Raw genomic sequence first — 23,699 nt, 5'->3', positions numbered from 1 at the left:
CTTTAGTCAAGCCAAACTCAGCGCCGTCGCTCGTCAACTCAACGAGCGACCTCGAAAGACCTTGCAATACCAAACGCCAGCAGAGAAATTTGAAGCATGTGTTGCGGCGATCAGTTGAAACCACACCCGCATAGCAGACCTTCATTCTTTTTCAGTTTATAGGTTCTGACCCTAGTGACTCTACAATCGCAACACTTCCGTTTTTGCCCGCTTTCTCGCTAAAAGCGGTGGAAAATAAGCTCTCCCGTTTTTGAAAACCCTCTATCCAGGCGTTTGAATTCGGCCCTCGCGTTTTGATAGACGCTTGACGGGCCGCTCAAACAGGTCTATCCGAACCTCACTCTGTGGCGATTTGTATACCGGATTGCGGGCCACGTTAAATATGCTGCTAAAGAGGTCAGGGATCATTTCGATTGCCCCGACGTCTGTGAACGGTGGGGCTTTTTTATGTCCGGTAGGGCAGGAGAGATGAGATGACAAAAGACTGGAATACACGCACCCGTCTCGTGCATTCAGGGACCCGGCGCAGCCAATATGGTGAAGTGTCTGAAGCGATATTTTTGACGCAAGGTTTTGTCTACGATACGGCAGAAGCGGCAGAAGCGCGCTTTATCGAAGCTGGCGAAGACGAATTTATCTATGCGCGCTATGGCAACCCGACTGTACGCATGTTTGAAGACCGGATTGCGGCACTGGAAGGCAGCGAAGACGCTTTCGCGACAGCTTCTGGCATGGCGGCGGTGAATGCGGCGCTGACCTGCCTGTTGAAAGCAGGGGATCACGTTGTGTCCGCACGTGCCTTGTTTGGATCTTGTCTTTACATTCTCGAAGACATCCTTCAGCGCTTTGGCGTCGAAGTCACCTTTGTTGATGGCACTGATCTTGACCAGTGGCGCGCTGCGATGCGTCCAGATACAAAGGTGGTTTTTCTTGAAGCGCTGTCAAACCCAACACTGGAAGTTATTGATATCACGGGTGTTTCAGAGATTGCCCATTCCGTTGGGGCGACTGTTGTTGTTGACAATGTTTTCGCAACACCCATTTTCCAACGCTCGCTTGATCTTGGGGCCGATGTCATCGTCTATTCCGCGACCAAACACATAGACGGGCAGGGGCGCTGCCTTGGCGGCGTCGTTTGTGGAACGCGCGACTATATTCGGGGCAAGCTTGAACCCTATTTGAAGCATACAGGCGGCTCAATGAGCCCGTTCAACGCCTGGGTCATGCTAAAAGGCATGGAAACACTTGATCTGCGCTGTCGTGCACAGGGGGAAACTGCATTGGCAATTTCAGAGGCGTTGCAGGGACATCCTGATCTGGAAAGAGTTATCTTTCCCTTCCTAGCAGATCACGCGCAGTTTGACCTTGCCAAGTCGCAGATGACAATGGGTGGAACCGTTTTGTCGCTTGATCTGAAGGGTGGGCAGAAGGCTGCATTTAGTTTCCTTAATGCGTTGAAAATATTTACGATCTCCAACAATCTGGGGGACGCAAAAAGCATCATTACCCACCCGGCGACAACAACACATCAGCGGCTGACTGAAGACCAAAGACAGTCGCTTGGTATCACCCCGGGGCTTGTTCGCGTTTCGGTCGGAATCGAAGATACAGATGACCTGATCCAAGACTTGCTCTCCGCGTTAAAAGCCGTTTAGGCCGCATCCGGCAGGGAGTTTGTCGCATAAGCATTGGAAAAATTGTGCTAAACTCTTTAAGTTAGGGGCCTGTGACAGCGCGCGAGGGTTACACAATGAATGTCCATACGCCGACCACCGATGTCGAGCCAAGCAGAACCGACGCCGAAAAGGCGCTTGCGGTCCTGCAGGAATGGGCCCGAACGGCTACAGTAACAGAGGTTGCAGAGCTGCACCCCGCTGTGGCACGTCTTTTGCCAAATCAGGAACTTGCGAATTATCCTGCCTTGGCAAGGGCTTATCCCGAAGAATTCTTGGCTGATGATGCCTATAAAGCGTCCTTGCCAGACCTTCAGAATGGCCCGGAAAGCCTGATCAAGGGCGCAAAACGCCATATTCAACACGTTGGTGTTTCCAACTTCCGCCTGCCGATCCGTTTTCACAGGCGTGACGGCGGCGACCTTACGTTAGAGACCTCGGTGACGGGGACGGTGAGCCTTGAGGCGGGCAAAAAGGGTATCAACATGTCGCGCATCATGCGCACGTTTTACGCGCATTCCGAAAAAACCTTCAGTATGGAGGTGATCGAGGACGCACTGAACGATTATAAGACAGATCTCGAAAGCTTTGACGCCCGTATTCAGATGCGCTTCTCATTCCCGATGCGCGTGAACTCTCTGCGCTCGGCCTTAACCGGATATCAATACTACGATCTGTCACTGGAACTGGTGGAAAGCCGGGGCGTATTTAAGAAAATCATACATCTTGACTATGTTTATTCGTCAACATGCCCCTGTTCGCTTGAACTTTCCGAACATGCGCGTCAGTTCCGTGGACAGTTGGCAACGCCGCATTCCCAGCGCTCTGTCGCGCGCATTTCGGCTGTTTTGCGGCCTGATCAACCCTGTCTATGGTTTGAGGATCTGATTGATATGTGCCGCCGCGCGGTACCGACCGAGACACAGGTGATGGTAAAGCGCGAAGATGAACAAGCCTTTGCTGAACTGAATGCAGCGCACCCCATTTTTGTGGAAGATGCAGCCCGTCTGTTCAGCGAAGAGTTGCAAAACGATCCGCGTGTCGGGGATTTTCGAATCGTCGCAAGCCATCAGGAGAGTTTGCACAGCCATGATGCGGTGAGTGTTCTGACCGAGGGAGAGACGTTTTTGTCAGAGAGCCTTGATCCAAAATTGTTCAACACGCTTTATCATGTCGGCTGACGCTTTTTACCAATTTTCTGAGAAGCTGGTTCAATTGCGCTTGTTCTTCGGGCGACATTGTTTTGATCGCGTCCTGTTCGTTTTTCAGGTGCGCCGGAACCATCTTGTCTAACAAGGCAACGCCCTCGTCAGTAAGACTGACAAGTGTTCCACGCCTGTCATTTGGATTCGGCGATCTTTTGATCCATCCTGAATTTTCAAGCCGGTCCAGCCGGTTTGTCATGCCGCCAGATGAAATCATGGCCGATTCAAACAATGTTGTCGGGGTCAGGGAATAGGGCGCACCGGCGCGTCGCAGGGTTGCCAGAACGTCAAATTCGCCGGCCTGCACGCCATGTTCCGCAAAAAGAGGCTCCAGCCAGTCGCGCCGTAAGATCAGTGATGCTTCGGACAAGCGGCCGATAATCTCCATGGCAAGAAGGTCAAGACCAGGCATTTCCCTGCGCCATTGTTCAACAGCGGTTGAAGCACGATCCATTTTGTATTCCTTTTACCTTGATATTAAGAAACTTAGCAATTAGATACTTCTCATCAAGTTAAAGCTAGCGTTCTACGAAGGTGAAGTAAATGTCATATGTCGCAAACAATAAAACTTCTGATCCCGGGCTCGCCGCAGTTGCTTGCCTTGGCCTTGTTGGGGTTCTGCTGGCCCTTTCGCTTGTGGTCGCAAAGCTCGCCAGTCAAGCGGCCGCACCGCCATTGGGTTTTCTGATGGTGTCGATGTTTGGTGCAGCGCTCATATTGCTGGTGGTGTCAGCACTTTTGTTGCGGGCACCCGTTGTCTTAAACCGGCGTACTCTTGAATATGGCGTGGTTGCGGGCAGTTTCTTTGCCATTCCCAATGCGATCGCGTTTCTGGCTGTTCCCCATGTCGGGGCAGGCTTTCTATCTCTGAGTTTTGCATTTCCGATTCTGCTGACTTATGCGATCGCCCTGGGGCTGGGGATCGAAAAGATACGCCAGGGCCGTGTCATGGGCATGTTTGCGGGGCTGGCCGGAGGGGTTGTTTTGTCGCTATCCAAACTTGATATCGCGGATGGTACTATCTTCTGGATTGTACTTGCAATGATGTCGCCCGTGCTGATTGCAATCGCGAATATTTACCGCACGTTGCGTTGGCCCACGGGGGTCTCTCCGGTCTTTTTGGCGGCTCTGATGCTGTTTGGTGGCGCGGGCGCCTTGCTGCCGGTTCTTGTCTGGGCAGAGCCGGGTGTTGTCGGAATATTATTCTCTTCTACAGAAATCCTGGCTTTGCTTCTCACTGAAATCACAATTTTCTCAGTGCTTTATGTTTTCTATTTTGTGCTGCAAAAGATTGCAGGGCCGGTTTATCTTAGCCAAATTGGCTCTGTCGCTGCCATTGTGGGAACAACGGTTTCAGTTCTTTTCCTAGGGGAATCCCTGCCAGCCTACTTCCTTGTTTCTGCGGGCCTTATTCTGGGTGGGACAGTATTATTTCAGCGTAGCAACCCTGCCTGATGTTCGCTGTGGCTTGACAGTTCAGCCACCTACGGCCAAGCCTTGCTCTTATGTTTGATTTGCGCCCTGTTGGATATGTCATTGGCCTGCTTGTCGCCTGTCTTGGGGTGTCAATGCTGTTGCCGATGGCGTTGGATCTGGCGGATGGTAATGCGCATTGGCCAATATTTCTGGAATGCGCGATTATCACGGCCTTGACTGGTGGGTTGATTGCGCTGGCCTGTGTGAATGGTGTGCAGCAAGGGCTTACGATCCAGCAAACCTTTTTGCTGACCACGGGTGTCTGGGTGGCGCTGCCCCTGTTTGGCGCACTGCCCTTTACGTTTGGGGCAACGGATGCCCGTATGGTTGACGCATTTTTTGAGGCAATGTCAGGGCTCACAACTACCGGCTCTACGGTATTTTCTAATCTCGAGGATTTGCCGCGTGGTCTGCTGCTATGGCGGGGGCTTTTGCAGTGGTTCGGCGGTATCGGTATCATCGTTGTGGCAATGGTGTTCCTGCCAGAACTCAGAATTGGCGGGATGCAGATATTCCGCTCTGAAGGGTTTGATACCTTTGGGAAAATCCTGCCTAGGGCGACCGAGATTTCTTCAAGAATTTCGGTGATTTACATTTCGCTGACGGTCCTTTGCGGATTGTCATACTCCGCTTTCGGGATGGAGCCGTTTGACGCTGTTGTTCATTCAATGACAACCGTTGCAACGGGTGGATTTGCAAATTACGACAATTCTTTTGGCGCGTTTTCCGCTGGTGTCGAATATTCCTCGGTACTCTTCATGCTTGCAGCGGCCTTGCCATTCGTTCGGTACGTGCAGCTTATTGGTGGTACCGCGAAACCCTTGCTGAAAGACAGTCAGGTCCGTTCATTTTTTGCCACCGCGATTGTGTTGATTGCCGTACTAAGCTTGTGGCAATGGACCCAACAAGCACAGACTGACAGCGAAACGTTTCGCAAGGTGCTGTTCAATGTGGTCTCGATCCTGACAGGCACGGGTTACGCAAGCGAAAACTATATGCAGTGGGGCTCGTTTGCGGTTGTCATGTTTTTCTTTATTGGTCTTGTCGGCGGCTGTGCTGGGTCAACCGCCTGTTCGATAAAGATTTTCCGCTACCAGCTTTTGTTTGCGTCCGTAAGCGCACAGGTCCGTAAAATCCATGCGCCACATGGTGTATTCACACCGCGGTATCAGGGCCGCACCGTGAGCGAAGACGTACTTTCCTCGGTGATGTCGTTCTTTGTGTTTTTCGTTGTGACGCTTGGCATTTTGTCGGTTCTGTTGGGCATGACAGGTCTTGATTTTGTCACTTCGCTCTCCGGTGCAGCCGCAGCTTTGGCAAATATCGGCCCCGGTCTTGGAGCAGAAATAGGCCCCGCTGGGAATTTTTCGGGCCTGAACGATGCCGCGAAATGGATGCTTTCCGCTGCCATGTTGATTGGCCGATTAGAACTGCTGGCCGTCTATGCAATCCTCACAATTCAATTCTGGAGAAGTTAATGCCCGAACGTCCCCTTGGTGCGCAGATTTCGCATATGTTGAAAGCGCGCGATGTCGATACGATCTTTGGGATTCCCGGTGTTCACAACGTTGAACTTTACCGTGGAATCGAAGAGGCGGGTATTACCCATGTTCTTGCGCGTCATGAACAGGGCGCGGGTTTCATGGCCGATGGATATGCACGCGCAACCGGCAAGCCTGGCGTCGCCTATGTGATTACCGGCCCCGGCCTTTGCAACATCATGACCCCGATGGGGCAGGCCTATTCAGATTCCGTGCCGATGCTTGTTGTGTCATCCTGCCTGAACAAAGGCGATCTTGGCATGGGCCGCGGGCGCCTGCACGAGATGAAGGATCAGGAAATTGCCGCCGCTTGCGTTTGTGACTGGTCCAAAACGGCGATGGATGCAGAAAGCGCTTATCAGTTAGTTGACCGCGCCTTTGGGGAATTTGCCTCGCAGCGCCACACCCCCAAGCACATTCAAGTGCCTATTGATGTATTAGGTGCGGTTGCTGACTCCGCGCCAGAACCGCGCGTGACCAAGACGATTGCCCAGTGCCAAGAGGCAACCAGCGTGGCAGATGACCTCAAAAAAGCGAAAAAACCGATGTTTGTCTTTGGCGGTGGAGCCAGAACCGCGGCAGATTCAGCACGCGCTGTGATGAAGCAAACGGGTGCCGCAGCTTTCACCACCTATGCAGGCCGTGGAATCTTGCCCGAGGATGAAGCCCTGAACTACGGGTCCTATCTTGCGCGACCAGACAGTGCAGACGTCATAGCCTCGGCTGATCTGGTGATTGCGGTTGGCACAGCGCTCTCAGAAGTCGATCTTTGGCGCGACAATCTTGGTCATACTGCAAAGCTGATCCGCGTCGATATTGACCCCGCCAGCCTGTTTGATGCGCAGCATGCGGATGAAACCGTGCTATCGGATGCAGGTGCCTTTCTGGAGAACCTTCTCGCAGAAATCGATGGCCCGATGTCCAAAGGTTGGAAAGCCGAGCAGGTCGCCAAAACCCGCGCCCGCTGGCGTGCGGAAACTGATGCGGAGCGCCCCGGTATTGTTCCGCTTTGTGATGCGATCAAAGCGGTGCTTCCGGCTGATACGATGTATTTCTCAGACATGACGCAATTTGCTTACGTCGCGAAAGAAGTGATTGATATGGACCACCCGGGTCACTGGCATCACCCATATGGATTTGGCACCCTGGGCTATGCGCTGCCTGCCGCGATTGGTGGTAAGGTCGGTGTAGGTGATCAGCCAGTCGTGGCTATTATTGGCGATTACGGGTTTCACTACACGATGCAGGAGCTTGGCGTTGCGGTTGAACTTGGTCTGACCTTGCCCATCATCCTTTGGGACAACGGCAAGCTGAAAGAGATCGAGGACAGCATGATACGCTCTCAGATCGCACCGAACGCTGTCATCGCCCAAAACCCTGATTTCTGTAAACTGGCAGAGGCTTTTGGCGCCCAATCTGCGGCGCCAAAGTCGATCGAAGAATTGCAGGACGCACTTCGGTCCGCCCTTAAGGCCGACGGCCCGACGCTGATTTATGTGACACCGGAAATTCATGACTGACCGGGCAGGGTGGGCTCTAGCCCACCCAATCCGTGCTTAAGTTTTTTAATTCCAGCAACTTACCAGAACAGTGATGTCGGCAGCGCGTGATGTCAGGTCTTCGGCCGCGATCTGGCCATTGCTCTCGGCTGTTGATGCAACGATACCGTTTGCCTCCAATGCCGCGCCGATAGAGCGCGCATTCGCTGAAAAGCTCACGTCTTGTGGCAATTGCTGACCGCTTGAAGTGGGGCGCGGCAATAGCATTCCCATAACCGCGCCTGCCGTATCAAAGACCGGCCCGCCAGCATCGCCGGCTTGCGGTGCCAGTGCAAGCCTTTGCAGGGTGTCTTCGCCTTTCAACCCGCGAATGTCCGCAAGCTGGCCAAAGGTCAGCGTCGGCGCATCAAGTACGCCCTCAAACGGAAACCCGGCAACCGCGACTTCAGACTGGATACGCGCCACACCTTGCCGGAAGGACGCAAAGGCGATTGGCGCAAGTGATTCAGTTGGGCGCAGCACAGCAAAACCAAGTTCTGTATCCTTGAACGCAACTTCTGCGACATGGTCACGGTTCAGCGTGATTTCGCGGCACTCTTCAACCACTTCGGCGGTGGTTATGACCGTACCTGCACCGTCGATGAAGAACCCGGAACGCGACATATCCGGCTGGCGGATTTCGAGCCCGGCAAGCAGGTCAATCCGCTGATCTTCGCTTGGTTCGCCAAGTGTTTCATCCAGCGCGTCTGTGCCGAAGGGTGTGAAACTTTTGCGCATTTCGCTGATAACGCGGCGCATGCGGCGCTCGTCCCCGCTGGGCCAGACAAGTGTGAACCCCTTGATCAATCCATCGTCCAAAGCAGCATAGGTGTAAGAACTGATCTGATCATTCTGCCCGGTCAGTTCGAAATTTCTGTTATTGCGTTCGCGTGTTCCGGTGGGCGGTACAATCTCAAGGGTCTGCATGATGTCATAAAGACCAAACAAGGTTGCCTGCGTTCCCGCCTGAGAGATCAGCAAAACCTTTACACCCAGATCGGTCGTGGCATCATAGTGCACAAATGGTGGTTCAAAGCGGCTGAACTCTACCAATGCGGTTGGCATTTCAATCTCGATTCCGGCTTCGCGGTTGCTAAGGTAGCGCAGTCCAACACCTTCAAGAATTGAATTGTAGTCTGTTATTAGTCTTTCCCGCTGGAGCGTGGTCAGAATACCTGTCGGATCATACCCCATCGCGGTTTGATAGGTTTCCATTGCTGTGCGGGTGCCGCGACCAAATGCTCCATCAATAGCGGAATTGTAGAACCCTTCAGATTTCAAGGCTGTTTGCAAAAGTTGCCGTTCTTCGCGGCTGAGTGCCGCCTCGCTTCGGCGCGCCTCGCGCGGGGTTTCGTCGGGCAACTGTACCGAAACAGTTTCGGTTGTCTCTTCAGCAGCGGCCGTCTGATCTTCTATCACGATAGGTTCAGCCGTTCGCGTGTTCGCGCCAATGGGCCAGTACTGCTGACGAAAATTCGATCCATCTGCGATGTAGCTGTCCCGTGGGATCAGGTTTTCGCGGACCAGTTCCTGCAGACGTTGGTTTGCACCTTCTTCGGTGAAGGGGCCGATCACAACGGCGTACCATCCTGACCTAAGTGCAAATCCGTTTACGTCCTCAAAAGCACTCGCATAGGCACGGGCGCGTATCTGGCCCTGCTGTAAACTTGGATGTGCTTCAATCTGAACCCAGGCAGTTTCTTGAGCAACGGCTGTTTGATGGAACAGGACCGTCGCGGCGAAAATTACAAAATAAACTAGTTTCTTCATTACCCTCTCGCGCTCGCATCGTTGAAATGTGCGATTCCGATTTCGAAAGTAACAGAGGATACGAGGTTTGCACCCGAATAATGCGTTCCGCCAATTGACCCTTGCTCCGGCGTTGCCTATTCAGAACGCGCTTTGCAAGAGGGCTTTACATGACAAGCGTGAAGAAGACCCCCCGCAGTTTTCAGGAAATCATCCTGCGACTGCAGGCCTATTGGGCCGAAAAAGGCTGCGCTGTGCTGCAGCCCTATGACATGGAAGTCGGGGCAGGGACATTTCACCCTGCGACAACTCTGCGTTCGCTCGGAACTGCGCCCTGGGCTGCGGCATATGTACAGCCGTCACGCCGCCCGACAGACGGGCGCTATGGTGAGAACCCGAACCGCTTGCAGCACTACTATCAATATCAGGTGCTGATCAAACCCAGCCCTCCGGACCTTCAGGTGCTTTATCTTGGTTCGCTAGAGGCCATCGGCGTCGATATGGACCTGCACGACATCCGATTTGTCGAAGACGACTGGGAATCTCCAACACTTGGCGCATGGGGCCTTGGTTGGGAAGTCTGGTGCGACGGCATGGAAGTCAGCCAGTTCACTTATTTCCAGCAGGTTGGCGGTTATGACTGTAAACCGGTTTCGGGCGAATTGACCTACGGGCTTGAACGTCTTGCAATGTATATTCTTGGCGTTGACCACGTTATGGACATGCCGTTCAACGCACCGGATGCGCCAATTCCATTGACCTATGGCGATGTGTTTCGCCAAACCGAGGAGGAATACAGCCGGTTTAACTTTGATATAGCAAACACAGAGGTCTTGCTGCGGCAGTTCGAAGAGGCCGAGGCGGAATGCGAAGCGATCCTTGCCGCAACGCATGACGATCCAAAGACCGGCAAACGCATCGTCATGGCTCACCCTGCGTATGATCAATGCATTAAAGCATCGCATATGTTCAACTTGCTTGACGCGCGCGGTGTTATCTCGGTTACCGAACGTCAGGCCTATATCGGGCGGGTCCGTGTGCTTGCCAAGAAATGCGCGGATGCATTTGTGCAGACCGATGCCGGGGGATACACTGCATGACTGGAAAAATTCTGGCTGGATTGATCGTTGTGACAGCTCTTATTGCAGGGGTCGCACTCTACTATCTGCAGGTTTACGCCTATTATGATGACGTTGAAGTAACTGAAAACCCGGTTCAGTTGACCTCGCTTGTCACTGGCTCTCCTGAATCGATCGTCGCAAACGATTTTCAGGGCATCGACGCTGACAGTTCGCCGCTTCGTTACCGGGCCTGTTTCACGACAATCCATAGTCATGCGATGTTGTCTGAAACCTATGTGCCCTATGACGATGCTGTTCCCTTGACCGCACCAAACTGGTTTGACTGCTATGATGCTATCGAAATTGGTGAGGCGCTGGAAGCAGGTTCAGCACTTGCATATATGGGTAAGGCAGACATTATCTATGGGTTCGACCGGGTTGTAGCCATCATGGAGGATGGACGCGGCTTCGTGTGGCACCAGTTGAATGAATGCGGGGCCAAACTCTTTGACGGCCAACCATTGCCCGAGGGCTGCCCACCCCCACCGGAAAGAAACTGACCATGCCAGATCTTTTGATTGAACTCTTTTCCGAAGAAATTCCTGCGCGGATGCAGAGCCGTGCATCGGCTGATCTGAAGCGTCTGGTTACGGACGGTCTGGTTGACGCGGGCCTGACCTATGCGAGCGCAGGCGCGTTCTCCACGCCACGCCGTCTTGCACTTTCTGTTGACGGGCTGCTGGCGGAAAGCCCGACTGTGCGCGAAGAACGCAAAGGCCCACGGACTGATGCACCTGAAAAGGCGCTCGAAGGATTCCTGCGCGCAACGGGCCTCACAAAAGATAAACTGGAAGCGCGGGACGACAAAAAAGGTCAGGTCTGGTTCGCCGCAGTTGAGAAACCGGGCCGCCCTGCTGCTGAAATTGTTGCAGAGGTTCTTGAAACAGCAATCCGAAACTTTCCATGGCCAAAATCCATGCGCTGGGGCTCAGGCAATTTGAAATGGGTGCGCCCGCTTCATTCCATCCTATGCATTCTCAGCAACGAAGCTGGTGCAGATGTCGTTCCGCTTGAGATTGACGGCATCAAAGCGGGCGATACAACTGAGGGTCATCGCTTTATGGGCAAGGGCCGCTTTGCTGTCAGCAGTTTCGAAGATTATGAGAAGAAGCTGAAAGCGGCAAATGTCATACTGTCGGCAGAGGAACGTGCGGACCATATCTGGGCAGAGGCCACAAATCAGGCTTTTGCGCTGGGCCTAGAGGTGGTGGAAGACAGCGCTTTGTTGGCCGAGGTTGCCGGGCTCGTTGAATGGCCCGTTGTTTTGATGGGTGAAATCGCCGAAGATTTCCTTGATTTACCGCCAGAGGTGCTCCAGACCTCGATGCGCGAACATCAAAAGTTTTTCTCGGTAAAAGACCCGAAAAGTGAAAAAATCGTTCGATTTGTGACAGTCGCGAACCGTGAAACAGCAGATCATGGCACCACAATTCTGGCCGGAAACCAAAAAGTTTTGTCAGCACGGTTGTCGGACGCCAAATTCTTTTGGGAAAATGATTTGCGCGTTGCCAAAAGCAAGGCCGGAATGGCGACTTGGACCGACGCACTGGAAAATGTAACCTTTCACAACTTGCTTGGAACGCAGGCAGAGCGGATTAAGCGGATCGCAGCACTTGCACGTGAGATTGCTCCATTTGTTGCGGCGGACCCGAAACTTGCCGAAAAGGCCGCGTATGTTGCCAAGGCAGATCTCAGTTCAGAAATGGTCTATGAGTTTCCAGAGCTTCAGGGGCTGATGGGCCGATACTACGCCGCTGCTGCTGGCTTGTCAGAAGCGGTTGCGAATGCCTGCGAAGCGCACTACTCGCCGCTTGGCCCCTCTGACGATGTCCCGACCGAGCCTGTCTCGGTCGCCGTTGCCTTGGCTGACAAGCTCGATACGCTGACGGGATTTTGGGCGATTGACGAAAAGCCAACCGGCAGCAAAGACCCGTTTGCATTGCGCCGTGCAGCACTTGGGGTCATCCGCCTGATCCTGGAAAACAACGTTCGACTTTCCTGTGACCGCTTTTTTGATAGCCAGTTGTTACGCCATGAAATCGCTAAAGATCGTATGAACGGATCTAAATCTGCGGTTCTTCTGAATGATATGCTGGGTGAAATCGCTGAGCATGGTGTCTTTGGGGCTGCAGCGCGGGCCGTTCTGGACAAGCTTGAAGGCGATGCGCCCGAAGAAGTTTTGCTTATGGAAACGCAACTTCCGGATCGTTCTATCAACTTGCTTGCCTTTTTTCATGATCGCCTCAAGGTATTCCTGCGCGACAAGGGTGTGCGTCATGACGTGATTGATGCCTGTCTTGCAATGCCCGGCAACGATGACCTGAGCCTCTTGGTCAAACGCGCCGAGGCGCTTTCGGACTTCCTGAAAACCGACGACGGGGAAAACCTGCTTCAGGGCTTTAAACGTGCAAACAATATTCTCAGTCAGGCCGAAGAAAAGGATGGTGTCGAATATTCTTACGGTGCCGATGCCAAATTTGCGGAAAGTGGCGAGGAAAAAGCGCTCTTTGCCGCACTGGAAACGGCAGAGAAAGATATCGCGCCAGCGATCAAAGCCGAAGATTTTGCAGGGGCAATGCATGTTATGGCGGCGCTTCGCGGTCCGATTGATGCGTTTTTTGAGGCTGTGCAGGTTAATGCCGAAAGCGAGATTGTGCGCCGTAACCGCCTTAATTTGCTCTACCAGATACGCAGCATTTGTATGAGCGTTGCTGATCTGACAAAGGTTGAAGGCTGAAGATAAAAGCGGCCTTTTTGAAACTGGTCGTGGTTTATTCGCCGCTGCGCGCGCTGCCGGGCAAGTTTTTCGTCTTCGACGAGGATATTTGTGGAAATTGGTGAAATAGCGGCGATATAGCCGAACCCACGCCCTTGTCAGACCACATTCCTGCGCTATGCTGCGCTGACGCAAAAGGAATGCTGCAGTGCGGAAAAAGTCTGAGATGCCGGGGTACACTGAGATAACCCCAAGTGCAGAGATCGAAATCCAGCTTCACGGAGGACGGGCAAAGTGCCTGCAACGGTTGCTGCGTCTTGATATGCCTGTGCCAAAGACCCTTGGGCTTGCGTTTGATGCGGTGCATTCTATTGCTGCAGGGCATTTGCCGGACACGGCTGCAATGATGGCCGAGTTTGGCGAAGACCCGATCGTATCTGTACGCCCAAGTTCCGAGGACCCTGATTGGGGTGGCCCCGGTGCTATCCTGAATATTGGCATGAACGATGCGCACCACGCTAAGATCGCCAAAGAGGTCGGGAAAGAGGCAGCAGATGCGCTCTACCTGCGGTTCATCCAGGCTTATGCAATTCACGTGGCCCGGCTGGATCCGGACGAATTTGAAGTTGTCGATACAAATGCATCAGACGCTTTGGAGCAGGTTTTACAAGCCTATGAGGATGAAACTGATGAAAGATTTCCGCAGGATCCGGCGCAACAGCTGAGTGAAGTTTTGCGATCCATGGCGCGCGCCTGGGAGGGAACAACGGCACGTATTCTGCGGCAGGCCAAAGGCGCGCCAGCGGATGCCGGTTTGGGACTGGTGGTTCAGAAAATGGCGCTGGGTGTCGGGGCCGGAGAGAGCGGGTCTGGCGTTATTCAGTTCATTAGTGAAATCACGGGTGAGCGTACAGTTAAGGGACGCTACCTGAGCCAAAGTCAGGGGCGTGATGCTTTGATTGACGGTGAAGGTGCTTTGTTTCTGACAAAGGATGACCGCGGCCCTTCGATGGAAGAGCGCTGTCAGGCTTGTTTTGCCGACCTTATCGAATATGGCGTAGCGTGCCGTACACGCTTGCGCGAAGAGATGCAGATCGAGTTCACGATTGAAAACGGTGCGCTTTGCATTTTGGATGCGGTCAGGGTGCCGCGCAGTTCACGTGCTGCCGTTCGTGTGGCGGTCAGTATGGCAAACGAGGGTATTATCACCCACGAGGAAGCCTTGATGCGGGTTGAGCCGAGGGCGTTGACAGAGTTGCTTCACAAGCAGGTTGACTGGAAGGGAACCCGCGACGTTGCGTTGAAAGGCATTGCCGCAAGCCCAGGTGCCGCGCAGGGCCGGATCGTGTTTTCCGCTATTGCGGCACAAGCCAGCGACGCCCGGGGCGAACCCTGCGTTCTTGTACGCCGCGAGACAGCACCCGAAGATATTCGTGGCATGCATTCTGCAAGTGCGGTTCTGACAGAACGCGGCGGAATGAGTAGCCACGCTGCCGTGATTGCCCGTGGTCTTGGTTTGCCTTGTATTGTCGGCGCGAGAGGGATGATCCTGAATACCCGGGACAAAATTCTGAAAACGCTGGATGGGCGGATTTTTAAGGAAGGCGACATTGTCACGATCGACGGCAGTACGGGCGAAGTGCTGGTTGGCGCGGTGAATTTACTTGAGCCCGCTTTGGACGGTGTTTTCCAGACGCTGCTGTCCTGGGCAGATGATATACGTGATATTGGGGTGCGTGCAAACGCAGATACCCCGGATGACGCACAAACCGCCCGCAATTTTGCGGCGCAAGGCATTGGGCTGTGCCGGACAGAGCACATGTTCTTTGAAGATGATCGACTGACCGTGATGCGCGAAATGATCTTTGCCGATTCACCGGAAGACCGTGCCGCAGCGCTTGAGCGTTTGTTGCCGATGCAGCGTGCAGATTTTACGCGCCTGTTTGAGATCATGCAGGGGCAGCCGGTTTGTATTCGTTTGTTTGACCCGCCGTTGCATGAATTCCTGCCGCATAGCCGTGAAGGTATGCGCGAACTCGCCGGTGCACTGGATCTGCCATTGTCTGACGTAACGCGCCGGGTCGAGGCGCTGGCTGAATTTAACCCGATGCTGGGGATGCGCGGTGTGCGTTTGGGAATTACAGTGCCCGAAATCTACGATATGCAGGTGCGCGCTATTTTCGAGGCGACCATCGAAGCGAGCCGAAATGGCGCACCCATTGTGCCGGAAATCATGATCCCACTTGTAAGTGCCAAGCGTGAAGTCGAACTGGTCAAGACAAGGATCGAGGCGGTTGCCGCTGCAGTTCGTACAATTGAAGGCGTTGAATTTGACTATCGGCTAGGCGTTATGGTCGAGACTCCGCGTGCAGCCCTGCGGGCGAGCGATATTGCATCCTGTTCCTCGTTCCTGAGTTTTGGAACGAACGATCTGACCCAGATGACTTACGGGTTGTCGCGCGACGATGCCGGCCGCTTTATGGGTGATTACGTTCAACAGGGCGTCTTTCCCGAAGATCCGTTCCATATGCTGGACACCGAAGGTGTGGGAGAGTTACTTATGATCGGGGCAGAGCGCGGACGCGAAGCAAACCCCGACGTGGTATTGTCGATTTGCGGCGAGCATGGCGGAAACCCGGAATCTATAGCATTTTGTCGCAGTGCAGGGTTTGACTACGTTTCTTGCTCTCCTTTTCGGGTTCCAGTGGCTCGATTGGCTGCCGCGCAGCTCGTGATACAGGAACAAACTGTTTCCGATAAAGACTAATGATATTAGATGGTTAACTTGATAACATCTGCTGGAAATGCGTTTTTTTGAGCTTTTTGTCAGCCAGATAGGGCCAAAACTATGTTGCATTAATGCCACATGGGTAGACGTATGGCTTTTAATGGATTATGTCAGCCGCTGTTGTCGCTGTGGGGGCGACGCTGCTTTTGGATCTGAAAAGGTTAGAGAACATGCGTGTGCGGCTGACGTGGGCATTTTGCCTTTCGGTACTTCTGGGTGTGACCGGTGGGGTCAATGCCGAAGTACGAGTATCAACAGCAACCGACCCAACCGCGGCTTTGGATGGCCGTCTGACGCAGCTTTTGGGCAGCGAACGACAGGCCCTGAGCGCGGTTCGCCCTGACCGTTTACGCCAGTTGACGGCACCTCCACGACCGCGTTTATCCGCGCGTCGAAACGGTGGCGGGAGCGAAATTACCTATTCACGTGAATGGCTTAAATCGCTGCCCCGTGCGAGCGGTGGTAACGAATGGAGCTGCCTTGCCGAAGCGTTGTATTTTGAAGCACGCGGAGAAAGTGTGCGCGGCCAGTTCGCCGTTGCAGAGGTCATTTTGAACCGTGTTGATAGTGCCAGCTATCCCGACACGATTTGTGGAGTGGTCAATCAGGGAACCGGGCGTCGTTATCAGTGCCAGTTCTCCTACACCTGTGACGGTCAAAAAGAAGTAATCAACGAAACTGCAGCCTATGAACGTGGCGGAAAAATCGCGCGCGCGATGATTGATGGCACACCGCGCACCCTGACAAGCGGCGCAACGCATTATCACACCAAGTCAGTCAACCCGCGTTGGGCACGTAGTTTCCCACGTACGACAACTATTGGTGTACATCATTTTTACCGCGCACCAACACGGCTTTCCAGCAACTGATTATACGTCGGACATGGCGTATAATCTGACGCCTAAGGGCTTCTTGTCAGCCGCTCATCAGGATACGGTTATCAGGCGACGCAGTCTGAGAACGAAATGACAAACAAAGACATTAAACACGCCTTTTCGCACCCGTCTGAACGGGCTGAAGCCACGGCAGAAAACGCTCTGCGTGACAGAATTTCTTTGCGTGATCATATTGTTGACGTCGAAATTGGCGCGTTTCAGGCAGAGCGCGGCACGACCCAAAGGTTAAAGTTTAATATCGTCGTCGAAGTGCGGCCATATTCAGACCCGCTTGACGATGATGTGGATCGTATCCTTTCTTACGACACGATTGCCGAGGCTATTGCGACAGAGTTGTCAGACGAGCGGTTGAATTTGCTCGAGACGCTTGCCGAGCGGGTCGCCGAACGCATTTTACATGAACCTCGGGCGATGCGGGTTTTTGTGCGTATCGAAAAACTGGACCGTGGGCCCGGCGCGCTTGGTGTTGAAATTGTAAGAACACGTAAAGATATATCTGACGGCACGCTTGAACCGCCAGAAGCCGAAAGCTTGCAGCAACCCGTTGTCGTCTATTTGTCAAACGAAGCCTTAGGATCAGATAACCTATCGGGCTGGATCGACGCACTTGTTGCGTCTGATGCACCTGGTGTTCTTTGTGTTGGGGCCTCTGATAGCCTGGCTCCTCAGTCATCGTCCTCGGCCTCTCAGCGCAGAATTGATATGCTTGCGATCGAACAAAACGCATGGGTTCTTGCGGGAAGGGACGGGCGTTGTGTCGTGGTGAACACCCGGACAGAATTGGACTGGGCCATGAAACATCAGCAGATCAGCGTATGGGCCCCGTCAAAGATGATTCTGGATGCCGTCGACGGGCCGTCTGTATCGCCTCGTGATGCCAAGGCATTGGCGGTCTGGCTTGCGGGGCTTCTTCATGCGTCTGAATTGATTGTTGTGGATGAAAGCAAACCGCTGAACGCACCTGTGCCAGCACGCCAAGTGGCGCTGACAGACAGAACGCTGTTCTGAAGCTTGCATATTTTTCCCTGATCGTCGAAAGGGATGGTTATGAATGTGTATTACCGACCAATCGTGCAAACAGATGCCGTGCGCCCATCCAACGCGATTACAGTGGCTGGGGGGTGGGGATGGTTCATTCAGGCTGAGCGAATTAACCGCAATTCCGCTTCTGAACTCGTTGATATTGCGGATATTCCTCAAGCAACGATTGAAGCAATCAGCGCCCCGCGCGCGCCAATGGCAGGGCTGCATTTTAATGCCCCGCGCTTGATGGGCATCCTGAACGTCACCCCGGACAGTTTTTCCGATGGTGGGCATTTCCATTCCCCCGAGGCGGCGCTCAGTCACGCAAGGCAAATGGAAACCAGTGGCGCCGATATGATCGATATTGGGGGTGAATCAACGCGCCCCGGCGCCGAAGCTGTGCCAATAGATCTAGAGATTTCACGCACCAAGCCAGTCATTGCGGCAATCCGTAGCGGCTCTGAGTTGCCAATTTCGATCGACACCAGAAAGACAGAGGTGGCCGAGGCAGCGCTGGCTGAAGGGGCGAATCTTGTGAACGACGTCTCCGCGCTCACCTTCGACAGAACCCTGGCCAACCTTGCTGCAAGGGACACTGTTCCTGTTTGTCTGATGCATGCACAGGGAGATCCGAAAACCATGCAGGCGGCACCGAAATACGACAATGTTCTGCTGGATGTCTTTGATTTCCTTTCAGAACGTGTCGATGCAGCGGTAGCGGCGGGCATTCCACGCAACCAGATCATGATTGATCCCGGCATCGGTTTCGGCAAGACGGTTGATCACAATCTCACGCTTCTACGCGGCATCAGCCTGTTTCATTCGCTTGGCTGTGTGATCCTGCTTGGGGCGTCCCGCAAGCGCTTTATAGGTACAGTCGGAAACGCGCCATCGGCGGAGGACCGCGCGCCGGGCTCTATCGCCGTCGCTTTAGCTGCTGTATTGCAGGGTGTTCAGGTAATACGGGTGCATGATATTAAAGAGACGCGGCAGGCGTTGAGCCTGTTGAATGCAGTTCAGAACATTGAGCAGGGGCAAAAATGAGCCGAAAATTATTTGGTACAGACGGTGTAAGAGGTAAGGCCAACAGCTATCCGATGACTGCGGAAATTGCTTTGAAACTTGGGGCGGCCGCTGGCCGGTATTTTCGCAAAGATGGCCTGAACCGCCACCGCGTTGTGATTGGTAAAGACACCCGCCTGTCTGGTTATATGCTTGAAAACGCTCTAACTGCGGGTTTGACGTCGACAGGTATGAATGTTTTGCTGCTTGGCCCTGTACCAACACCTGCGGTTGGGCTGCTGACCCATTCGATGCGCGCGGATCTTGGAATTATGATTTCAGCCAGCCACAATCCGCATTATGACAATGGCATCAAGTTTTTCGGCCCTGACGGGTTTAAATTGTCTGACGAGGCCGAGATCGAGATTGAAGCAATGCTGGAAGGCGAGGTTCGCCCCGCGCAACCCAACAACATTGGCCGTGCAAGGCGGATCGACGATGGCCGCGGTCGCTATATTGAATATGCCAAGACCACCTTTCCGGGCAAACGCCGATTAAGTGGAATGAAGATCGTTGTCGATTGCGCCAATGGCGCGGCCTACAAAGCCGCCCCCGAAGTTCTATGGGAACTTGGGGCAGAAGTGATCCCTGTCGGGGTAAGCCCGAATGGATTCAACATCAACGAAGGCTGCGGATCGACCCATACCCAGACCGCAGCTGAAACGATTGTTCAGCATGGGGCCGATGTGGGCATCTGCCTTGATGGTGATGCAGACCGCGTGATGATACTGGATGAAAACGGGCGGGTCGCCGATGGGGACCAGATCATGGCGCTTCTTGCGACAAGCTGGGCTGAAAGCGGTAAACTTGCAGGCAACACGCTGGTCGCAACGGTCATGTCGAACCTCGGGTTGGAACGCTATCTTGCGGGCAAGGGCATAAACCTGCACCGCACCGCTGTCGGTGACCGCTATGTTGTCGAGGCAATGCGCGCTGGCGGCTTCAACCTTGGTGGTGAACAATCGGGTCATATCGTCATGACCGATTATGGCACAACAGGCGACGGCCTGGTGGCCGGGTTGCAGTTTTTGTCTGAAATGGCGCATCGCGAATTGCCCGCAAGCAAACTGGTGCAGAGTTTCGAACGCTGTCCACAATTGCTGAAAAACGTGCGGTTCGAAGCCGGGAATGACCCGCGTGACACCAAAGCCGTCAAAGCGGCAATCGTCGAAGGCGAATCGCGGATCAAAGCGAATGGCCGCCTCTTGATCCGGGCGTCAGGCACTGAACCCTTGATCCGGGTCATGGGCGAAAGCGAAGACGAAAATTTGCTGCATGAAGTGGTCGATTCAATTGTCGATGCGATTTCTGCGGCCGGATGACGCGTATCTGTTCAGGCGGGCTAAGGCGCTGGCCTGAACAAAACGCGTAGTACCTTCCACTGGCTGAGCGCCATTCCGAACAAGATCAGTGCCAGCGCTGCAAAGAATTGCGTTGGCAGATGTTCCCCAAGAATCAACGCGCCAAATATCAGTGACCAGATCGGCACCTGATAGTTAACGAGTGACATGAAACTTGGTCCGGATTCCCGCACGATCACAACAAGGATCAACTGCGCAACAGCTGTTGGAAAAATTCCGAGAACGAGAATGGAAAGGGTGGGGATCAAAGGCATGGCCTCTGGCAAACCCTCAAGCCACAGGGCCATTGGCAGGCTGATAAGGCTGGCCATCAGCATTGTCGCGGCCGCAAGGGCAATCTTTGAAACCGGGGGGCAAAGACGTGTGATGATCGAGCCTATCGCGTAACACCCTGCGGCGCCGAAACAGGCGAGGCGCGCGGTTGCCTCGTTGTCCACGCCAAGGCTCTTGAAGGCATTCAGCCCGATCAGCATCAGCACGCCAATAAAACCAAGGGTAAATCCGGCCCCCTTCAACCAGCTAAGCCGTTCACCGGGCACAAGGAAATGCGCAAGTGGCAAGATCAGCAATGGCACTGCCGCCATCGTTACACCGGCAAAGCCCGAGGCAACATATTGCTGCCCCCAGGATAGCAGAAAGAAAGGAAAAGCGTTTGAAAAGAAACCCATACACAGCGCTGCCGCCCAGACCCAACCCGCATTTGGCCCGCGCAGCGGGGGTAGGCCCTTACCGCTTAGCAGGGCAAAGGAGACAAGCAGGATCGCTGCCGGCGTAACACGCGATGCCGCAATGCTGACCGGGCCAAAACCCCGCAACGCAACCGACATCATCATGAATGACGTACCCCAGATCAGACCGATTGTGATCAGCAGAATCCAGTTCTTCAGGCTGGGGGATGTTTGGGCCGGAACATTCATGCCGCTTTCATGGTTGTTTCTGACCAAAGAGTAAATCCTCATTTTTTAGCGTTTTGCCGGGGCCGCATTTCACGCTGCCCCGACCCGTTTGTTAACCACGTAATTTGTGATGCAGAAGAATTGGAACAACCAGATCTTCCTCATCCGTCAGGTGACGCTTCAGGAATTGTTCGATCCGGCTGACCGACCCGTGTAAAGCGCCCGCTTCTTTGCGGGCCTGCTGCTCGTCCAGGTGGATCAGTTTGATCACCCGGTTCCCGGCTTCTGTTAACGCATTCAGGGTTTCATCAAGTACCAGATGATCCGATTCAAGCGTCTCCAGCCCGTGGTCAAAGCGGTTGTCAGCGTCTCTCAGCTCCGGGAAAAATTGCAGGTCTTCCCAGTGATGATGGCCGTGCAGGTTACGAACCAGAAGATCGCCGTAATATGACAGGCGACCGGCAAATTCTTCCGGGCTTCTGTCTTTATCCAGATAACGTTCTGTTTCCTCTCTTGTGATTTCGCTGAGCTGGCGAAACATTTTATGAGCCCCCATCCAGTTCTGAATCGAAGCGGCGAAATTCGGGTGATCCGGCCAAGCGTCGCGCGGATAATCCCGAAGGAGGAGCTGCATTTCTTCAGGCAGTCCCTCTCTTGTATGTATGCTTGTTTGGGTCATGCCCGGAAGTTGGGTGTTTGGTGTAGTGTTACAACATCACATAAGCGCACATGGAATGGCGCTGTGTGCACAGTGTGAAACAAGCAGAAACAACCCCGCCCGCCCCTCAAAGCACCTTGAAGATAAGGGTTAACGAATTGACCTAAAGACTTTTATCCTGCTGAGTAGCGAAACTTTTTCCATGGCCTGCGTTCCGAGACAGTCACTCGAACTTTAAGCAGCAAACTCCTGCTTTGAGCCCTTCCACGACATTCGTGTGGATACTGGAACTGGCAGATCATGGAGCGTTGCCTTTAAAACGCCGCCTTCCATTGTTCTGTGTCGACGAACCAACGTTCCTCGGTAATCAGGCCATCATTCCCAAACTTGAAAAGGACGGCACACTGCGAGCCGTTCGGTATTTTTTCAGCGGTAAACTCTACAACGTTGACGATTTCGTTTGCGCCCTGGCAGTAGCGCAGGTCTTTAATATCGAATCCCGGCGGCAACGCCTGACCGATCCCGTCGAGAGCCGCTCGGAATGCTTCGCGCCCTTCCAAAACATCGTTTTGGCCGGGTAGGACAAAAATCATATCATCAGCATAAAAGCTGGCAAGTTTGTCCATGTCGCCAACTGCCAGCGCTTCCCATCCGGCCTTTAGGTCTTCCAAATGTTTCGCATTTGCCATTTTGTAGAACTCCTTTTTCAGTTTTACGTGCTTCAAGTTGTGTGTATCACATATATTGGTGCGCCAATTCTCGGTGGAAAGTCCGAATTGTGTTTGTAGCCTAGCCTTCGTGCTTACGTCTTTGTTGGGTCAGCAGAGGCTATTTGATTTTGCCAAATTTAGGTTTGGAATGCCCCGCACAACCGTCGTTGAACAAACCTGCAGCGAAAGCCGGTTTAGAGCTTATTCTGTTGAAAAACACCGATTTCTGAAAATCACGATTTTCCGGTGGAAACGCGCGGCCAGCGAAAGTTAGATAGGATTGTGAACCAGACGTGATGCGGTCGCCCAGCAGCGTCGAAGATGGCGTTTGGCCGACCCCTTCGCCAAAACTAACTAATCGGCCTGCATGGCAAAAAAATTCATCGATTAGGCCCGAAACTGGAGTTTTTCAACATGGCGCAATCAGGACCAGCGTTTAGTTTCAGCTGTTGTTCTTGATGTTCATGTCATTGAAAAGGATATTGACCAATGGAGTATTTTGCTGGTTTGGATGTGTCCATGGAGGAGACGCATATCTGCATTCTTGATCGCGAGGGGGTGCTTATCCGAGAGGGAAAAGCCTCATCGACCCCAAAGGCGATCACCGCGTTTCTCGCCGCCGGACCTACATGTTCCAAAGTTGTTTTTGAGACCGGGCGGATGGCCCCGATGCTATTCCACGGCCTGACGGAGCTTGGCGTTCCGATTGTTTGCATTGAAAGCCGTCAGGCTTATCAGGCTCTGAAATCTCTGGCGGGGCACAAAACCGATCGCAATGATGCTCGGGGTTTGGCACACTTGGCGCGGACGGGATTTTACAAACCTACCCACGTTAAGTCACTGTCAGCTCATGCAATCCGTGCGTTGATCGCGGCCCGCAAGAAACTGGTCGGGCAGCGCGTGACCATCGATAATCAGATCCGAGGGCTGGTTGTCGTGTTTGGCGTCCGCCTTCCACGCGCGCTGTCGCCCTCCTTCAAAGACGCGGCATTAAAGATCAGCGATGGCGTTCCTGGCCTGCATGCCGCGCTGCGGGGTCTGTTTGCAGCGCGCGAAGCGATATTGACGGCCGTGGCTGCCATTGACGGCGACATCAGGGTAGTGACCCGCAGGTCCGAAGTTTGTGCGCGCCTCATGACAGTGCCAGGCGTCGGCCCCATAACCGCACTGGCGTTTGTCGCAGCGATTGATGATCCGACACGCTTCAAGCGTTCGCGAGATGTTGGGCCCTATCTCGGGCTTGTTCCCAAACGCCACCAGTCAGGTGAAGTAGACTACACCGGGAG

At 53.7% G+C, this 23,699-nt stretch carries 19 protein-coding genes and 1 riboswitch; of the genes, 14 read left to right on the top strand and 5 right to left on the bottom strand.

The genetic code is table 11. The features are described 5' to 3' along the window. Positions 1-334 precede the first annotated feature (334 nt). Positions 335-413, top strand: a riboswitch (SAM riboswitch). Between the two features lie 60 nt (positions 414-473). Beyond that, positions 474-1,655 (top strand): O-succinylhomoserine sulfhydrylase, encoded by a 1,182-nt coding sequence (gene metZ / locus J4E70_RS18285; protein ID WP_213891227.1) that lies wholly within the window; start codon positions 474-476, stop codon positions 1,653-1,655. Between the two features lie 95 nt (positions 1,656-1,750). Next, positions 1,751-2,854: a GTP cyclohydrolase FolE2 gene (gene folE2, locus J4E70_RS18280; RefSeq protein ID WP_213891225.1), complete on the top strand. Its 1,104-nt coding sequence runs from the start codon at positions 1,751-1,753 to the stop codon at positions 2,852-2,854. Here the strand turns inward: folE2 and J4E70_RS18275 are convergent. Further along, positions 2,829-3,332: a MarR family winged helix-turn-helix transcriptional regulator gene (locus tag J4E70_RS18275; RefSeq protein ID WP_213891223.1), complete on the bottom strand. Its 504-nt coding sequence runs from the start codon at positions 3,330-3,332 to the stop codon at positions 2,829-2,831. The two genes, folE2 and J4E70_RS18275, sit on opposite strands and share 26 nt — an antisense overlap. 89 nt (positions 3,333-3,421) lie before the next feature. On the opposite strand from J4E70_RS18275, the gene J4E70_RS18270 reads away from it, so the two are divergent. From J4E70_RS18270 to J4E70_RS18260, 3 genes are read left to right on the top strand one after another with little or no spacing between them, the layout of a single operon-like run. Continuing rightward, entirely contained in the window at positions 3,422-4,333 is a 912-nt protein-coding gene (locus tag J4E70_RS18270) for a DMT family transporter (protein WP_213891221.1), read from the top strand. A gap of 50 nt (positions 4,334-4,383) precedes the next feature. Further along, complete coding sequence (locus J4E70_RS18265; RefSeq protein ID WP_213891220.1) at positions 4,384-5,832, top strand: TrkH family potassium uptake protein; 1,449 nt, start codon at positions 4,384-4,386, stop codon at positions 5,830-5,832. Next, positions 5,832-7,415 carry a 5-guanidino-2-oxopentanoate decarboxylase gene (locus J4E70_RS18260; RefSeq protein WP_213891218.1) on the top strand — a complete coding sequence of 528 codons (1,584 nt, stop codon included), beginning with the start codon at positions 5,832-5,834 and terminating at the stop codon, positions 7,413-7,415. Before J4E70_RS18265 ends, J4E70_RS18260 begins: the two co-directional genes overlap by 1 nt. Before the next feature lie 45 nt (positions 7,416-7,460). On the opposite strand, the gene J4E70_RS18255 is transcribed toward J4E70_RS18260, so the two are convergent. After that, positions 7,461-9,203 carry a serine protease gene (locus tag J4E70_RS18255; protein ID WP_213891216.1) on the bottom strand — a complete coding sequence of 581 codons (1,743 nt, stop codon included), beginning with the start codon at positions 9,201-9,203 and terminating at the stop codon, positions 7,461-7,463. Positions 9,204-9,352: 149 nt separating this feature from the next. Here J4E70_RS18255 and J4E70_RS18250 point away from each other — a divergent pair, with 149 nt between their 5' ends. The 8 genes from J4E70_RS18250 (at position 9,353) to glmM (ending at position 20,110) form a co-directional block, all read left to right on the top strand. Then, positions 9,353-10,282, top strand: coding sequence for a glycine--tRNA ligase subunit alpha (locus J4E70_RS18250; RefSeq protein WP_213891214.1), 930 nt, complete (start codon positions 9,353-9,355; stop codon positions 10,280-10,282). Next, positions 10,279-10,803, top strand: coding sequence for a DUF6446 family protein (locus J4E70_RS18245; RefSeq protein WP_213891213.1), 525 nt, complete (start codon positions 10,279-10,281; stop codon positions 10,801-10,803). Before J4E70_RS18250 ends, J4E70_RS18245 begins: the two co-directional genes overlap by 4 nt. Positions 10,804-10,805: 2 nt before the next feature. After that, on the top strand, positions 10,806-13,040 hold the full coding sequence (gene glyS, locus J4E70_RS18240; protein ID WP_213891211.1) for a glycine--tRNA ligase subunit beta: 2,235 nt from the start codon (positions 10,806-10,808) through the stop codon (positions 13,038-13,040). A 205-nt stretch (positions 13,041-13,245) separates the two neighbouring features. Further along, positions 13,246-15,786: a pyruvate, phosphate dikinase gene (ppdK, locus tag J4E70_RS18235; protein WP_213891231.1), complete on the top strand. Its 2,541-nt coding sequence runs from the start codon at positions 13,246-13,248 to the stop codon at positions 15,784-15,786. A gap of 191 nt (positions 15,787-15,977) precedes the next feature. Then, positions 15,978-16,676: a cell wall hydrolase gene (locus tag J4E70_RS18230; protein ID WP_213891229.1), complete on the top strand. Its 699-nt coding sequence runs from the start codon at positions 15,978-15,980 to the stop codon at positions 16,674-16,676. 96 nt (positions 16,677-16,772) lie between these two features. Beyond that, the gene (locus J4E70_RS18225) at positions 16,773-17,711 is read left to right on the top strand and encodes a dihydroneopterin aldolase (RefSeq protein ID WP_213891209.1); all 939 of its coding nucleotides are present in this window, start codon (positions 16,773-16,775) and stop codon (positions 17,709-17,711) included. A gap of 39 nt (positions 17,712-17,750) precedes the next feature. After that, positions 17,751-18,770: a dihydropteroate synthase gene (folP, locus tag J4E70_RS18220; RefSeq protein WP_213891207.1), complete on the top strand. Its 1,020-nt coding sequence runs from the start codon at positions 17,751-17,753 to the stop codon at positions 18,768-18,770. Continuing rightward, positions 18,767-20,110, top strand: coding sequence for a phosphoglucosamine mutase (gene glmM, locus J4E70_RS18215; RefSeq protein WP_213891205.1), 1,344 nt, complete (start codon positions 18,767-18,769; stop codon positions 20,108-20,110). Before folP ends, glmM begins: the two co-directional genes overlap by 4 nt. A gap of 20 nt (positions 20,111-20,130) precedes the next feature. Here the strand turns inward: glmM and J4E70_RS18210 are convergent, their stop codons facing one another. From J4E70_RS18210 to J4E70_RS18200, 3 genes are all read right to left on the bottom strand, one after another. Beyond that, entirely contained in the window at positions 20,131-21,066 is a 936-nt protein-coding gene (locus tag J4E70_RS18210) for a DMT family transporter (RefSeq protein WP_213891203.1), read from the bottom strand. A gap of 91 nt (positions 21,067-21,157) precedes the next feature. Next, complete coding sequence (locus J4E70_RS18205) at positions 21,158-21,679, bottom strand: hemerythrin domain-containing protein (RefSeq protein ID WP_213891201.1); 522 nt, start codon at positions 21,677-21,679, stop codon at positions 21,158-21,160. A 338-nt stretch (positions 21,680-22,017) separates the two neighbouring features. After that, positions 22,018-22,392: a nuclear transport factor 2 family protein gene (locus tag J4E70_RS18200; RefSeq protein WP_213891199.1), complete on the bottom strand. Its 375-nt coding sequence runs from the start codon at positions 22,390-22,392 to the stop codon at positions 22,018-22,020. Positions 22,393-22,902: 510 nt separating this feature from the next. Between J4E70_RS18200 and J4E70_RS18195 the strand changes: the two genes are divergently transcribed. Beyond that, a partial coding sequence (locus J4E70_RS18195; RefSeq protein WP_213891197.1) for an IS110 family RNA-guided transposase occupies positions 22,903-23,699 on the top strand: 797 nt, incomplete at its 3' end.

It is taken from the genome of Pseudohalocynthiibacter aestuariivivens (assembly GCF_018457175.1).
Classification (GTDB): domain Bacteria; phylum Pseudomonadota; class Alphaproteobacteria; order Rhodobacterales; family Rhodobacteraceae; genus Pseudohalocynthiibacter; species Pseudohalocynthiibacter aestuariivivens.
Note: the sequence above shows the minus strand (reverse complement) of the source record. Positions and strands in the feature narration are given on the sequence as shown.

Coding starts and splice junctions, on each gene's coding strand:
- metZ (WP_213891227.1), top strand. CDS start 474: ATGACAAAAGACTGGAATACACGCACCCGTCTCGTGCATTCAGGGACC.
- J4E70_RS18250 (WP_213891214.1), top strand. CDS start 9,353: ATGACAAGCGTGAAGAAGACCCCCCGCAGTTTTCAGGAAATCATCCTG.
- J4E70_RS18275 (WP_213891223.1), bottom strand. CDS start 3,332: ATGGATCGTGCTTCAACCGCTGTTGAACAATGGCGCAGGGAAATGCCT.
- ppdK (WP_213891231.1), top strand. CDS start 13,246: ATGCCGGGGTACACTGAGATAACCCCAAGTGCAGAGATCGAAATCCAG.
- J4E70_RS18270 (WP_213891221.1), top strand. CDS start 3,422: ATGTCATATGTCGCAAACAATAAAACTTCTGATCCCGGGCTCGCCGCA.
- J4E70_RS18225 (WP_213891209.1), top strand. CDS start 16,773: ATGACAAACAAAGACATTAAACACGCCTTTTCGCACCCGTCTGAACGG.
- folP (WP_213891207.1), top strand. CDS start 17,751: ATGAATGTGTATTACCGACCAATCGTGCAAACAGATGCCGTGCGCCCA.
- glyS (WP_213891211.1), top strand. CDS start 10,806: ATGCCAGATCTTTTGATTGAACTCTTTTCCGAAGAAATTCCTGCGCGG.
- folE2 (WP_213891225.1), top strand. CDS start 1,751: ATGAATGTCCATACGCCGACCACCGATGTCGAGCCAAGCAGAACCGAC.
- J4E70_RS18265 (WP_213891220.1), top strand. CDS start 4,384: ATGTTTGATTTGCGCCCTGTTGGATATGTCATTGGCCTGCTTGTCGCC.
- J4E70_RS18210 (WP_213891203.1), bottom strand. CDS start 21,066: ATGAATGTTCCGGCCCAAACATCCCCCAGCCTGAAGAACTGGATTCTG.
- J4E70_RS18245 (WP_213891213.1), top strand. CDS start 10,279: ATGACTGGAAAAATTCTGGCTGGATTGATCGTTGTGACAGCTCTTATT.
- J4E70_RS18200 (WP_213891199.1), bottom strand. CDS start 22,392: ATGGCAAATGCGAAACATTTGGAAGACCTAAAGGCCGGATGGGAAGCG.
- glmM (WP_213891205.1), top strand. CDS start 18,767: ATGAGCCGAAAATTATTTGGTACAGACGGTGTAAGAGGTAAGGCCAAC.
- J4E70_RS18205 (WP_213891201.1), bottom strand. CDS start 21,679: ATGCAGCTCCTCCTTCGGGATTATCCGCGCGACGCTTGGCCGGATCAC.
- J4E70_RS18255 (WP_213891216.1), bottom strand. CDS start 9,203: ATGAAGAAACTAGTTTATTTTGTAATTTTCGCCGCGACGGTCCTGTTC.
- J4E70_RS18260 (WP_213891218.1), top strand. CDS start 5,832: ATGCCCGAACGTCCCCTTGGTGCGCAGATTTCGCATATGTTGAAAGCG.
- J4E70_RS18230 (WP_213891229.1), top strand. CDS start 15,978: ATGCGTGTGCGGCTGACGTGGGCATTTTGCCTTTCGGTACTTCTGGGT.